This window comes from Hymenobacter arizonensis (assembly GCF_900115775.1).
GTDB lineage: Bacteria > Bacteroidota > Bacteroidia > Cytophagales > Hymenobacteraceae > Hymenobacter > Hymenobacter arizonensis.
The window spans coordinates 481,987-496,166 of the sequence record NZ_FOXS01000005.1 but is presented as its reverse complement, the minus strand read 5'-3'; the positions used below and the strand labels follow the sequence as shown (position 1 = coordinate 496,166).

General features: G+C 59.7%; 8 protein-coding genes. 2 read left to right on the top strand and 6 right to left on the bottom strand.

What is annotated here, in order from left to right; translation table 11 throughout:
- Positions 1-142: 142 nt before the first annotated feature.
- Positions 143-1,441: an aminopeptidase P N-terminal domain-containing protein gene (locus tag BMZ66_RS18580; RefSeq protein ID WP_092677066.1), complete on the bottom strand. Its 1,299-nt coding sequence runs from the start codon at positions 1,439-1,441 to the stop codon at positions 143-145.
- A 181-nt stretch (positions 1,442-1,622) separates the two neighbouring features.
- Positions 1,623-2,075 (bottom strand): hypothetical protein, encoded by a 453-nt coding sequence (locus BMZ66_RS25225; RefSeq protein ID WP_143080278.1) that lies wholly within the window; start codon positions 2,073-2,075, stop codon positions 1,623-1,625.
- Positions 2,076-2,516: 441 nt separating this feature from the next.
- Between BMZ66_RS25225 and BMZ66_RS18565 the strand changes: the two genes are divergently transcribed.
- Positions 2,517-2,759: a hypothetical protein gene (locus BMZ66_RS18565; protein ID WP_092677059.1), complete on the top strand. Its 243-nt coding sequence runs from the start codon at positions 2,517-2,519 to the stop codon at positions 2,757-2,759.
- Between the two features lie 109 nt (positions 2,760-2,868).
- Here BMZ66_RS18565 and trxA read toward each other — a convergent pair whose 3' ends face one another.
- Together trxA and dnaE are read right to left on the bottom strand one after the other, a co-directional pair.
- On the bottom strand, positions 2,869-3,198 hold the full coding sequence (gene trxA / locus BMZ66_RS18560; RefSeq protein WP_092677057.1) for a thioredoxin: 330 nt from the start codon (positions 3,196-3,198) through the stop codon (positions 2,869-2,871).
- A 309-nt stretch (positions 3,199-3,507) separates the two neighbouring features.
- Entirely contained in the window at positions 3,508-7,221 is a 3,714-nt protein-coding gene (gene dnaE, locus BMZ66_RS18555; RefSeq protein WP_092677054.1) for a DNA polymerase III subunit alpha, read from the bottom strand.
- Between the two features lie 327 nt (positions 7,222-7,548).
- Here dnaE and BMZ66_RS18550 point away from each other — a divergent pair, with 327 nt between their 5' ends.
- A complete protein-coding gene (locus BMZ66_RS18550; protein WP_092677051.1) occupies positions 7,549-8,616 on the top strand; it encodes a fatty acid desaturase family protein in 1,068 nt (355 codons plus the stop codon).
- An 8-nt stretch (positions 8,617-8,624) separates the two neighbouring features.
- On the opposite strand, the gene BMZ66_RS18545 is transcribed toward BMZ66_RS18550, so the two are convergent.
- Positions 8,625-10,934 (bottom strand): LysM peptidoglycan-binding domain-containing protein, encoded by a 2,310-nt coding sequence (locus BMZ66_RS18545; RefSeq protein WP_092677049.1) that lies wholly within the window; start codon positions 10,932-10,934, stop codon positions 8,625-8,627.
- Positions 10,935-11,237: 303 nt separating this feature from the next.
- The gene (locus tag BMZ66_RS18540; protein WP_092677047.1) at positions 11,238-14,123 is read right to left on the bottom strand and encodes an outer membrane beta-barrel protein; all 2,886 of its coding nucleotides are present in this window, start codon (positions 14,121-14,123) and stop codon (positions 11,238-11,240) included.
- Between the last annotated feature and the right edge of the window lie 57 nt (positions 14,124-14,180).

The following is a 14,180-nucleotide window of genomic DNA, read 5'->3' as shown; positions in this document are numbered from 1 at the left end:
AGGCTAGCCCTGAAACCGGGGCAAAAAAGAACGTCATGCTGAGCGGAGCCGAAGCATCTCTCCCGCGCCACTAATTGATTTTAGTAGTGCGGGAGAGATGCTTCGGCTCCGCTCAGCATGACGTTCTGGGCTTATCCAGCTGTTATTGCCCTGCTGAGGCCATCAGCTTCTCAATATCATCGGCCTGTAGTGGGATGTTGGCCATCAGGTCTTCGTTGCCTGTGGCGGTGAGCAGAATGTCATTCTCCAAACGGATGCCCAAGCCTTCTTCCGGAATGTAAATACCGGGCTCCACGGTGTACACCATGCCCGCCTCGAAGGTGCGGTACTTATAGCCCACGTCGTGCACGTCGAGGCCGAGGTAGTGGCTGGTGCCGTGCATGAAATACTTCTTGTAGAGCGGCGCGGCGGGGTCCTGGTTTTTCACGTCGGCGGCATTCAGCAAGTCCAGCTTGATGAGCTCCTGTTCCATGTGCTCGCCCACGGCTCGGTGGTAGGCTTCGATTTCGCCGCCAGGCACGAGGCGGGTTTTAGCGAAGTCCATCACGGCGAGCACCGAGTCATACACCTGACGCTGGCGCGGAGTGAACTTGCCATTGACTGGGATGCTGCGCGAAAGGTCGGCGGCGTAATTGGCGTATTCAGCCCCGAAGTCCAGCAGAATCACATCGCCGTCCTGGCACTGGTTGTCGTTGGTGGTGTAGTGGAGCACGCAGGCGTTTTTGCCGCTGGCTACAATGCTGCCGTAGGCCGGGCCGCGGCTGCGGTTGCGCATGAATTCGTGCACGATTTCGGCCTCAAGCTCAAACTCCCACACTCCGGGCTTCACGAAGCCCAGCAAGCGCCTAAACGCCTTTTCGGTGATACTGCAGGCCTCGCGCATAGCCTTGATTTCCTCGCGGCTCTTGATGGCGCGCTGGCGGTGTAGCAGCGGCGCGGCGCGGCGGTAGGTGTGCAGCGGGTACTGGCCCTGCAGGCGCTTGATGAAGCGGGCATCGCGGGTTTCTACCTCCACCACGGCCCGAATGTGCTCGTTGGAGTTCAAATAGACGTTTTCGGCCTCGTTCATGAGGGCGGGCAGCACCGTGTTGAAGCTGTCGAGCCACATGATGCTGCGAATGCCCGAGTTAGTGCGCGCTTCGTCTTTGGTCAGCTTGTAGCCTTCCCAGATGAGGATGTGCTCGGAAGTCTCTTTCAGGAACAGGATTTCGCGGTGCTGCGGCAGGCGCGCATCTGGGAAAATCACGAGAATGCTTTCTTCCTGGTCGACGCCGCTGAGGTAAAACAGGTCGTTATTTTGCCGAAAGGCCAACGTGCCGTCGGCGTTGGTCGGCATGATGTCGTTGGATTGAAAAACGGCCAGCGAGGCTGGCGGCAGCTGCTCGCGGAAGCGGCGGCGGTTCTCAACAAAAAGCTCGGGGGCCAGGGGGGTGTAGCGCATGCAGGGAATTGGTTGGAATGGGAACCGCAAGTTAGGCAGGCGGCTGTTGGGGGCCGAAACGGCTGGGGCTAGAGGTGCAGGGGCTGCGTATGTCCCTCGGCTTGGTTATCCCGAGTTGTATTGTACAAAAAAAGCCCTTGCCAGTACTGACAAGGGCTTTGGTGTGAACGGAGCAGCGCCGTTACTTCTTGGTTTTGGTCATCACCTTGCTCGATTTGTTGGCTTTGTAGCGCATATCGGCGGTGCCATCGGCTTTGCGGGGGCCCGTGACTACTTCGGTGCTGCTCTTGTTTTCCGAATAACGCATGTCGGGCGTGCCATCGGCCTTCATTTTGGTGCTGTTGGTGGTCTTGGTGTTGCCCGAGGGCGTGGTCATGGTGCTCGACTTGGTCATCGTGCCCTGGCCCTTGGTGCTGGTCGATGACTTAGTCATGCCCGCGGGGTTGTTCGTGGTGGTCGACCGCGTGGTGGTCACCCGACCTGGATTTTGGGTGGTCTGGGTGGTTGTTTTGGTTGAGTTGGCGCTTGTGGTGGCTGTTGCCGTGGGCGCGGCCGGAGCAGCAGGCGTTTGGGCTAAGGCCGCCGAGCCGGCAATCAAACTCAACGAGACGAGAAAACTGAGGATGCGCTTCATGATTAGGGACGAATAAGGGTGGGCGAAAAGATGGACCTCGTACGCAGTTAGGCGCGTCACAGTTGGCTGTAAATGTGAGCCTTTGTTCTTAAAAGCACGGGGTTTTTAAGCAGCACTCTATAAAGCTAGCTCTGGCCCACTGCATGACCTTCAAAAGCCCGAGCTATGCCTGCTGGCCGAGCCGAAAAGCATATGAAATATAATATATAAAGTAAATTGAAAAAAAATTCACCCGCCCTCCAATATACTACATATCAACATTTTAATCCGAGACAACTGTAGCCTCTTCAAATTCAAATAATGTCAATTATTAAATAATACAGTATTATTTGCAATTAACCCATTGCAATAAAAGTTTAAAATATGGTACTTTGCCAAAACGACATCTACTCCTTCACCAGGAGGCCCGCTTGCTAACCACACACTTAAACCCTTTTGGAGATGAACAAAAAACTTTACTCTTTGCTCGCAATATTCGCCCTGTCGACCCTGGCAATCGGCCAAACGCAAGCCGCCACAGTCGCCGCAGAGCCCACAGCAACCAGCATTTTGGGCATAGGCTTAGGAAAGAAAGCTTCGGCCCCCGAAAAGCTTGACCGGCAGCTGCACCAGCGCCAGAAGCAGCTCAAGGCCAAAGCACGCCACATCTCCCGGGCCAACTGGCGCCGCTGCCAGCGCGGCTAGCAGCCTGCCTCTCCCCGGAGGCCGGTCCTCGGGCCAAGCAACACCTGTATAAACGAAAAGCCCCTTGCCAGTCTGGCAAGGGGCTTTTCGTTTATAGACAATAACGGAATTAAGCCGTTACCTGTGCTTCTAGTTTTTGGGCCAGTACGTGCTTCGGAACAGCACCTACTTGCTTGTCAACGATTTGGCCGTTCTTGAACACGAGCAGCGTCGGGATGCTGCGGATGCCGAACTTCATGGAGGTTTGGGGGTTGGCATCTACGTCAACCTTGCCCACAATGACTTTGCCTTCGTATTCGCCGGCAAGTTCTTCCACTACGGGGCCTACCATGCGGCAGGGACCACACCATTCGGCCCAGAAATCGACCAATACTGGCTTGTCGCCGCTGATGATTTCATCAAAGTTGGCGTCGGTTATTTCAATTGCTTTGTGTCCCATTTTAGTTTGGGTTGGGTTAATGTTATTCTGGCGTATACGGCCAACGGGGTCGCAAGGTAGCAGATTGGATGGTTAAACAGTGTGTACGGGGGAAAGTTCAGAAGGGTCATCTCCCCCGCTGTGACACCCGGCGAATGGCTTAATTAGCTATCCGAAAGCTGGAAACGTCATGCCGAGCGCAGCCGAGGCATCTCGCTCGCATCGCCCTCACAATGGAGTTGCTACGATAAGCGAGATGCCTCGGTCTCTGCTTGGTGCGCAGAATGCTCGGCATGACGCTCTGTATACCACATTGCTGTACTACAAGCCCTAGATAAGCGTGCAAACCTCCATTTCCATCTCCTTCATCTTTTCAATAAAGGTTTTGGGCTCAATCTGAAAGCGGCGCGAGAACATGTCCACGGCCAGGTGCTCGTGGGGCTCGGCAAACTGAATTTCGAGGCGCTTGCTGCCGGGCGCGGCTTCAATAGCTTCTTCCAGACGGTCGAGCATGGGGCTGGTCACGGTGCGCAGGTCGAGGCGCACGCGCACGCCCTTGCTGCGCTTCTCGGCCACGTCGGCCAGGGGCTCCATGGTGAGGATGCGCAGGTCCCACTGGTCCTGGGTGTGGCGGCGCAGCTCCTGCTTGAGGCGCACGTACATGGGCGGCACCTGCTCGTTGGGGTAGTTGCGCGGGTTGATGAGCGGGGCAAACTTGGTGTAGTCGTCGCGGAACAGCGCCGGATTGATGCTCGTCTCGTAATCCTCCAGGGTGAAGGTGCAGAAAGGCTGACCGGTCTTGGTGGTCTTGAACAGCACGTTATTGATAAGGCCGGCCACAGCCATTTCCTTGTTCTTAATCTCCTCCACCTTGTCAAGGCCGCAGGTGCAGTAGGCATCCAGCTCCAGCTTGTAGCTATCGAGCGGGTGGCCCGAGAGGTAAAAGCCCACCACTTCCTTTTCGCGGCGCAGCTGCTCGGTTTTGCTCCAGGGCTCCATCTCGTGCATTTTGGGCAGCGGCGCGGCCACGGCCCCGAAGGCTCCGGCCCCGAACAGACTGTGCTGGGCCGATTCCTTGGCGGCTTGGTGCTGCTGGCCCATTTTCATGGCCTTCTCGATGAGGTTCTGGTCGCCGGCGGGCGCATCCAGGTATAGGCGGCGGTGCTTACCGAAGCCGTCGAAGGCCCCGGCCTGAGCCAGGCTTTCGAAGGTCTTCTTGTTTACGGTGCGCAGGCTCACGCGCTTGGCGAAATCGAAAATATCGGAGTACTCCCCGCCTTTCTCGCGCTCCTCCACCATGCTTTCCACCGCGAGTTCACCCGCGCCTTTCACGGCGCCCATGCCGAAACGGATGGCGCCTTCCTGGTTCACGTTGAACTTGAGCAGGGATTCGTTCACATCGGGGCCAAGCACGGGCACGCCCTGCTTGCGGGCTTCCTCAATGAAAAAGGTCACCTTCTTGATGTCGCCCATGTTGTTGGTGAGCACGGCGGCCATGTACTCGGCCGGGTAGTTGGCCTTCAGATAACCAGTCTGGTAGGCTACTACTGAGTAAGCAGCGGAGTGCGAGCGGTTGAAGCCGTACTCGGCAAACTTCTCCATCACGTCGAAGACGTCATTGGCCTTTTTGGCCGGGATGTCGTGTATCCTCTTGGCGCCTTCGATGAATTTCTCACGCTCCAAGGCCATCTTTTTCATGTCCTTCTTACCCATAGCACGGCGCAGCAAGTCGGCGCCACCGAGCGAGTAGCCGGCCAGAATCTGGGCCGTCTGCATGATTTGCTCCTGGTACACCATGATGCCCTGGCTGTATTCCAGGATGGGTTTCAGCAGCTCGTGCGGGTACTCGACTTCTTCGCGCCCGTGCTTGCGGTTGATGAAGTTCGGGATGAACTGCATCGGGCCCGGGCGGTAGAGGGCGTTCATGGCAATCAGGTCTTCAATATTCGTCGGCTTGAGGTCCTTCAAATACTGGCGCATGCCTTCCGACTCAAACTGGAAAGTACCGATGGTATCGCCGCGCTGGTACATGGCGTAGGTCTTCTCGTCGTCGAGCGGAATCTCGTCGATGTCGATGGTCACGCCGTGGTTACGCTCAATCAGACGCAGCGCATCTACGATGATGGTCAGGGTTTTCAGGCCCAGGAAGTCCATCTTCAGCATGCCGGCCGACTCAATCACCTTACCGTCGAACTGCGTGATGAGCAGGTCCGAGTCCTTGGAGGTCGAGACGGGGATGTACTTCGTGATGTCGTCGGGCGCGATGATGACGCCGGCCGCGTGAATGCCGGTGTTGCGCACCGAGCCCTCCAGCTGCGTGGCCAGGCGCAGAATCTGACCCTTCAGGTTTTCGGGCGACTCATCGCGCCGAATCATGTCCAGTTCCTGGTTTTCGGCGAAGGCGCCGGCCAGGGTAGTGCCGGGCTTGTCGGGCACCATCTTGGTGAGGTCGTTGGTTTGCGGCAACGGCAGCTCCATGGCCCGCGCCACGTCCTTGATGCTGGACTTGGCGGCCATGGTACCGAAGGTGATAATCTGGGCCACCTGCGTTTTGCCGTACTTATCCACCACGTAGTCAATGACTTTTTGACGGTTCACGTCGTCAAAGTCAATGTCGATATCGGGCATGGACACGCGCTCGGGGTTCAGAAAGCGCTCGAATAGTAGCGAGTACTTGATGGGGTCGATGTTGGTGATACCCACGCAGTAGGCCACCGCAGAACCGGCAGCTGAGCCCCGGCCCGGACCCACGGCCACGCCGATGTTGCGGCCGTGGTTGATGAAGTCCTGGGTGATGAGGAAGTAGCCCGCAAAGCCCATGGTCTGGATGATGCGCAACTCGTAATCCAGCCGCTCCTCAATTTCGGGTGTACGCTCGGCGTAGCGCGGCGGCTTGCTCATCTTCACCGTGCCGCTGCCAGCGCCCGGTCCAAAAGCCCCCACGTAGGTCAGCTCGCGCAGGAATTCATCGGCATTGGCAAAGGGCGCAGGAATGGGAAAGTTGGGCAACAGAATGTCGCGGGCCAGCTTGGGCGGCGTGATTTTGTCGACAATCTCATTGGTGTTGTCCACGCTGTCGGGCCGGTCGGCAAACAGCTCGTTCATCTGCGCTTGGTTCTTGAAGAAGAACTGGTCGTTGGCGAAGCCAAAGCGGGTGTGCGGCTTGGGTTTCTGCAGCTCCTCGTCGATGCGGCGCAGCTGCTTCTGGGCGTTTTCGTCGCGGGAGTGGTCGCGGCGCAGGTTGTCGAGCAGGTCGTAGCGCACCTGACCATTGCTGGTAAGCAAGGTGTAGTAGTTGGTGCGCACGTCGCCGACCGGGATGCTGTGCTCCTCGCCGGTGTTCACGCACAGCAGTAGGTCGTGGGCGGCGTAGTCGGTTTGGTCGACGTAGTGCGAGTCGTTGGTGCAAATCACCTTGACGTTGTACTTCTTTGCGAAGCCGAGCAGCACCTGATTCACGTCTTCCTGGCTTTTGCCGGTGCCATCGAAGTTCATCAGGCCATGGCGCTGGATTTCGATGTAGTAGTCGTCGCCGAACACATCAAGCCACCACTTCAGCTTTTCCTCGGCCTGGGCTTCGGTCCCGAACAGAATGGTCTGCGGTACCTCGGCGCCGATGCAGCAACTGGTGGCAATCAGGCCCTCGTGATATTGCAGCAGCAGCTCCTTATCAATACGCGGAAACTTGGAGTACAAGCCCTCGATGAAGCTCATCGAGCAGAGCTTGCTCAGGTTGTGGTAGCCGGCCTGGTCCTTGGCCAGCAGCAACTGGTGATGGCGGGTGTCGCGCTCGCCTTTCTCGCGGCTGAAAGCCTTCTTGTGCCGGTCCTCCACCATGTAAAACTCGCAGCCCACAATGGGCTTCACGTTGTACTTGTTGGCCTCGGCCACGAAGTTGAACGCCCCGAACATGTTGCCGTGGTCGGTGAGGGCTACAGCGGGCATCTCGTCCTTCTGCGCCTTCTTCATCAGGGCCGAAATGCTGGCCTGGCCGTCGAGTAGCGAATACTGGGTGTGCGAGTGGAGGTGCGAGAAAACGGGCATATTTTTCAATTAACAGTTATCAATTAACAGGGAGCAATTGATAATGGGAGCGGCGGTTTTAGTAAAGATACCCCCGGGCTGGGGGCAATCCCAAACCCTATTTGCCTGCTGCCTGATTCCCTGAGGGGTGCGTTTTTTAGGGCTTTGGCCAGACCGCTGGCCTCTGTCTAGCCGTCGATACTGAACTTGTTAAGCGCTACCGCGTTTTATATCAAGCTGCCGTTAGCCTTCTGGGCTCGCTGCTGATTTTGTGTGCCGCGCCGCTGCTTTCGAGCACTTCGCATCTGCTTTCTAGTCCCGGATAGCAATAATCTTCCTATCCCCACTATGAAAAGCTTTGTTGCTACCACCGACCCGGTTTACCTCGCCCCTACCAATCCATCCCGCTTCGACCAGTTTTTTGGCCGCTACGTGCAAGATGTGCGCGACCTGCCGTTTATCTACCTCATTCTGAAGATATCGGCCACGCTGCTGCCTTTGGCGGTGCTGCTGTTTGTGCCTGCGCTCACGGGCTGGGCGTGGTGGGCGGTGCTGGCCGTGTACCTGTTTCTGGGCAACCTGCGCTTCAAAGGGCCATTTGGGCTGATGCTGCACTGCACCAGCCACCGGGTGCTGTTCAAAAAGAAGTACGGCTTCCTCAACAACTACATTCCGTGGGTGATTGGGCCGCTATTTGGGCAGACGCCGGAAACTTATTTTACGCACCACCTGGGCATGCACCACCCGGAGAACAACCTGCCCGACGACGACAGCTCCACCATGTTTTACCAGCGCGACTCGCTGCGGGGGTTTGCGCAGTACTTGGGCAGCTTTTTCCTGCTGGGCATCCCGCAGCTGGTGCAGTACTTCACGCGGCGCAACAAGCCCAAGCTGCGGCACCGCCTGCTGCGCGGCGAGCTGGTGTACATCGCGGCTACCATCGGGCTGGCGTTTGTGAACCTGCCGGCTACGCTGGCGGTGCTGGTGCTCCCGGTTATTCTTTCGCGCGTGGTGATGATGCTGGGCAACTGGTCGCAGCACGCCTTCATCGACGCCGCGGCCCCCGATAACTGCTACCGCAACAGCATTACGTGCATCAACACGCCCTACAACCACAAGTGCTGGAACGACGGCTACCATATTAGCCACCACCTCAAGCCGGCCCTGCACTGGACCGAGCACCCGCACCACTTCCGCCAGAACCTGGCCGAATACTCCCGGCAAGATGCCATCGTGTTCGACGGCATCCACTTCCTCCACGTATTTCTGTACCTGATGACCAAGCGCTACGACCGGTTGGCTCAGCACTTCGTCAACCTTGGCGACCGGAACCGCAGTACCCAGGAAGTAGTAGCCCTACTGCGCGCCCGCACCCAGCGGATTTCCCGCACGGCCTACACCGCGCAGCTGGCTTAGCAGCGGCGCTATTTCCCTTTCACGGTGAGCACCTCCCCAATCCGGACGTTGCCGTCGAGCTTGTTATTCCAAGCCTGCAGGTCGGCCACGGTAACTTGATACAGCTTGGAGATGCTGTACAAAGTCTCTCCCTTTGCCACAGTGTGCTGAATATCTGCAGATGCCGGCGCAGCTTGCGAAGCAGCAGGCTTAGGCACATAAATGGCCGGATTGGGCCGCCCTGCTGTGCTAGTAGACCGGGCTGCCGGCACGGGCATAGTAACCGGCGCAACAACCGGCGCAGCAGCTGCGGGCTGCGAATCCGCCGCATTCAGCAGCAGCACCTGGCCCACGGATAAGGTAGCAGGCAAAGTAAGGTTGTTCATTGCCATGAGCGTAGCCGGAGACATCTGATAGCGGCGGCTGATGGAGTAGACCGTTTCACCCGGCTCGACGCGGTGCGCAGCTTCGGCAGCAGTCGCAGCAGTCGGTGTGGCTGAGGCCACGGGCCGGGGCGCGGTGGGTACCGGACGTGGAACTGCGGGCTTGGCTGGAGCTGGTACCGGCACGGGCGCCGGCGTAGGTATGGCGGCTACGGCCGGGGCCGGCTTAGCTGGTGCTACCACGGTGGGAGCCGGGTTAGGTGCTGCGATGGGCTCTACTTCTGCTTCTGCCACCAGCTCAGGCTCACGCGGCTCATCGGCCAACGGCGCCGAGGCCGGCGCTGCTGCGGGAGGCGGCAGCTGCGCCACTGTTGGGGCTGGAGCAGGCGCATAAACCGGAGCAGATGCCGGGGCTGGAACGGGCGCAGACTCTGGCGCGGGTACAGAAACCGGCGCGGGCGCCGTCGGACGAGCCGGGGCAGGCGCTGCCGCTACCGGAGGGGTGCGGCTAGGCAATGCCTCGCCCCATCCCTCTTCGGAATCCAGGCGGCGCTTTCTGGAAGGTTTGCCGGCTCTTGCCACGGGGGCACTGGACCGCTGCTCAGCCACTGGCTCGCTGCGCACGGGCTGCGGGATGACAACCGGCCGGCGTTCGATGCCGCGGCTCTCGGGCAGCGCCCGGTACTCCACGGCCACTTCGCGGGGGCGCACGTGCTGCAGCCAGAGCAGGCGGCCGGGGCGCAGCTCTTCGTTGCGGGCCATGCGGTTTTTATTGAGCACGGATTTTCTGCGCATGCCGTACTTCTGCGCTACGTCGAATACAGTTTCTTTGGGCTGCACCACGTGGTATTCCACGGCGCCCACGTCGCGCTTGCTTTCCAGGTAATACGGGCGGCCGGTGATGGCCACGTCAAAAGCCCGGAGCTCGTTATAGCGCAGAAACTCGCCCAGCCGCTTGTTGCCCCGGTGGGCCAGGTCAGCGGTGGTTTCGCCGGGCAGGGCAATCAGGGCGCGCAGGTTGTTGAGTCGCACCTCGGCCGTGGTAGTTGGGCTTACTTCGGGCACATTGAGCAACTCTTTGCTGCTTTGCAGGCGCTGGTTGGCAATGATGCCCGCCGCCTGCGTTACGTCGCCAATGGGCACAATGAGCGTGTAGGGTCGGTCGGTGGGCACGGCGGCGGCCAGCAGCCAGCGGTTGTGTAAGGCTAGGTTGGCAGGCTCGGTGTGTAGGGCGAGGGCCTGAGCTTCGAGGGTTTGGCCGGCGGTGGCCGGGAACTCCTGCAGGCGCAACGGCGGCTTGGGGTTGAGGCCACAAGCTGGCTCAAACGCCACTTTATGGGCCAGAAACGTGATGATGTACGGCGAAGTGGCCTCGGTAATGGCCATTTCGGTGGCGTTCACGTCGGTGGGCAGCACGTAGGGCTTCACGCCGGTCAGGCCCAGGTTGTAGCTCAAGAGGGTGTTCAGCCAGTTGCGCAGCGAGGCATTGTTGCGCAAAAGGTAGCGGGCAGCGGCGCGCGTGCTGGCAGTGAGGTGCTTGCGCTCGTCCACGTTATTGTTCATCACCAGGCCCAAGCCAGCAGCGGTTTCGCGCTTAAACTGCCAGTAGCCCACAGCCTCGTGCACGCTTTGCGCATCGCCGAGCAGGGCACTTTCCTGCAGCACCAGGTAGCGGAAATCAAGCGGCACGCCTTCCTCTTTCAGCACGCGGTCGATGATGGGGAAGGCTGCATCGGCCATGTCGACCCGGGCCTGAAACGAGGCTTGGTGACGGCTCAGGCCATCGGCCTTCTGCTGCACCAGCCGCTGCGCTTCATCGTTCAGCACCAGGCGCAGGCCCAGCACATCAAACGAGGCGGCCACCTGCGGCCGGGGAAAAGCAGCCGAGGCACGGGCCGCCAACGGACCCGCCCACGCCAGGGCCCACAACAGAAACAATACTACAGAATTTCGCATAAACAAAGCGGACGGAGGGCGGCCACCGTGGCCACCTCCCGCCCGAAGTTGCAAAGAACCTGAATTTTGACCAAATGGTCCGTTGTGCGTGGTGCGGCGCGCTAACCATGGCAACTGTCTATCATACCCAAAGTCCCCAAAACCCTGTCAAGCCACAAGCTATCCAAACGTTTGTCATCCTGAGCCTGCGAAGGACCTTATCACCAAAGAACAATTTGCAGCAATCAATCGGCACAAGCGTGGTAAGGTCCTTCGCTCTGCTCAGGATGACAGGCTATTACTTACCAACTGATGAAAAATTACCTACTGCGAGCCACCGCCGCGGCGCCCACCACCATCCGGCCGGCCAGAGCCGCGCTCGCCGCGGGGGCCATCGGTGGGCTCAGCAGGAGCCACCACATTGCCGCTCCGGATGTTGTAAGTAAACATTAGCATGAGGTAGCGCTGCAGGATGGTGGTTTGCACGTCTTCGTAGTAAGCCTCCGTCACGTTGCGCTGAATGGCGCGGTTCTGGCCCAGCAAGTCGAAAGCGTACACCCGGATTTCGCCACGCTGGCCCGGCAGTACTTTTTTGCCCAGGCTGGCATTCCAGAGCACGTATTGCTGGTTGAAGCCCGCCGAGAGACCCGAAAAAGCCTGATGCACAAGGTCGGTTTGCAGGTTGATGCCCGGACCGAAAATCCAGCCCAGCCGGAACCGGGTAACCTGCGCGAAGTAGTTGGTATTGAGGCGCGCCTGCAGGGTGTTGCGCACAAAGTTCTGGCTTGAGGTAGTGGAAGCCGTGAAGTCCAGGTTGGGGCTGATGTTGGAGCTGAGCGTGATGCCGGCCCCAAACGAGGGCGTGCGGGCGAAGTTCAGGCCGCCGTTCACGATGCCCGGCCGTTGGGTAAAGTTGGCGTTGGCGCTCAGGTTCACGTTGGTTTTCAGGGCTGTGATAGGCCGGCCGTAGCTCACCAGCGAGCGCAGCGTGTACTCCTGGCTCAGGTTGGTGGGCTGGGTGAGCTGGCCGCCGGCAGGCAGGCGAACGGCGGGCGCGCCCTCGGGCACCACGCTGGTGTCGCGGGCCGCTACCAGGGTGCGGTTGGAAATGGGGTCCTGGGTAAACGAGCCCGACAGCAGCGCAAAGAAATTGCTGGATACTTCCGGGTTGGAGGCCGTATAGCGCAGGTTGGCCGAGTGCTGGAACTCCTGGCGCAGCGTGGGGTTGCCAATGGTCAGCTGCAGGGGGTTGGAGTTGTTCACCACGGCCTGCAGCTGGTTCACGTTGGGCGGGCTGGTGCTGGTGCGGTAGTTAAAACGCAGGTTTTTCTGCCGCGTGAAGCGGTAGTTGACGTTGGCGTTGGGCAGCACATTCACGAAGGTGTAGCGCCCGATGCTGGGCCGGGGGAACTGTGCGTCGCTGTAGAGCTCGGCATACTGCCCCGATAGTCCCACGCTGGCCTGGTACTTGGGGGTGTTGTGCCGGTAGGTCAGCCCGCCCGACTGCGTGAGGTAGTAGTTGTCGAACACGTTGCTCAGGCCTTCGTTGAGCTGGCGGGTGTCGCCGGTGAGCAAGTCGTAGGTGTATTTCTGCGAGCTGTTGGGGGCGTAGTTGATGGTGTAGTTGCCCTGCAGGATGTCGGTGCGGCTGAGGGCCTCGGTCAGCGAAAGGTTGCCACTGATGTTGCCGCCGTTTTGGTTGAGGGTGCTGGCCTGGTTGAGGCTGTTGAGGGCCGAACCGGTGTCGACGGTGCGCAGCAGGTTGTTGCCGTCGCGGTGGCTGTAGCTGCCCCCAATGTTGAGGCTGGCCGTGCGGCCGGGCTTGGCAAAGCGGTGGCGCAGCAGCAGGTCGCCGCCGGTGTTCAGGCCATTATTGTTGGAGCCGTAGTTGCTCGCAATGCGGCTTTGCTCTTCCCCGCCGCGCCGCGTGAGGCCGGCAATGTTGGTGGTAGCCTCGTTTTGCTGGTAGCTGAAGCGCGGCCGAAACAGAATGGAATTGGCCGAATCAATCTTATGCTCCAGGCGCATGTTGAAGCGCTGGTTGGTGTTGAGGCTGTTCTGGTTGTTGTTCTGGGTGTAGGTGGTGTTGGCTTGCTGGGGCAGCACGTACTGGCGCTGCGTATTGCTGAGCAGCGTGTTGTTGGCCCGGTTGAAAAAGTAGCTGGCCGACATATCGGTCTTCTTGTTCCAGGAGTTCGAGTAGTTCAGGCCCACGGCATTGGTGCGGGTGATGCCCCCGTTCTGGTTCACGAGAAAGTCGCCGGCGTTGCCACCGTTGCCGCCGCCACCCTGGCCACCGCCTCGGCCGCCCCGGCCCCCGCCGCCCTGGTTGGAGTTGCCCACCACGCCCAGCAGGTCCTCGGTGCCGAAGTTCTGCTCGTTCACATTATTCGACTGGGCCAGCACCGAAATACGCTGGTCGCCCTTGAAGGTATTTACGTTGCCGCTGGCGCGGTAGCGCTCCGTGCCCGCCCCGGCCAGCACGCGCCCAAAGGTGCCGTTGCGGAATTCTACCTTGGTTACGATGTTGATGGTCTTGGTGGTGTTGCCGTCGTCGAAGCCCGAAAACCGGCTCTGCTCGCTGCGCTGGTCAAATACTTCCACTTTGTCCACCATCTCGGCGGGCAGGTTGCGGAGCACGGCGTCGGGGTCGTTGCCGAAAAACTCTTTGCCGTCGACCAGCACGCGCTGCACAGCCTCGCCCTGTGCCTGCACCTTGCCATCGGTGCCCACGGTCACGCCGGGCATCTTCGTGATGAGGTCCTGGGCGGTGGCATCGGGGTTGGTTTTGAAAGCCCTGGCGTTGAACTGGGTGGTATCGCCCTTCTGCACTGATTGAGCCGCCTGGCCAGTCACTATTACTGTCTTAAGCTGCACGCCGCCGGTTTGCAGCGCCAGCAGCCCCAGCTGTACGGGCGTGCCGTTCACCACCACGGCCTGGCTCAGTTTCTGATAGCCCACAAAGGAAGCATCGAGTACGTAGCGGCCGGGGGCCACGTTATCAAACTGAAAGCGGCCTTCGGCGTCGGCGGCGGTTCCGGTCCGGACCGAATCGGGCAAGCGAATGAGAAGCACATTGGCCCCGATGAGCGGCGACTGGTCTTTGCCATCGGCCACGCGCCCACTTACGGAGGTAGGTGCAGGAGCCTGCGCCCGGGCCGCGGCGCTCCCAATCAACAACAATAACAAGAGAATGGTAGAAAGCCGCATAGAACTGAAACTGGTGACGCAAACGCTTCTGACTGCCGTGGCCAGGCCAGGTTTAAC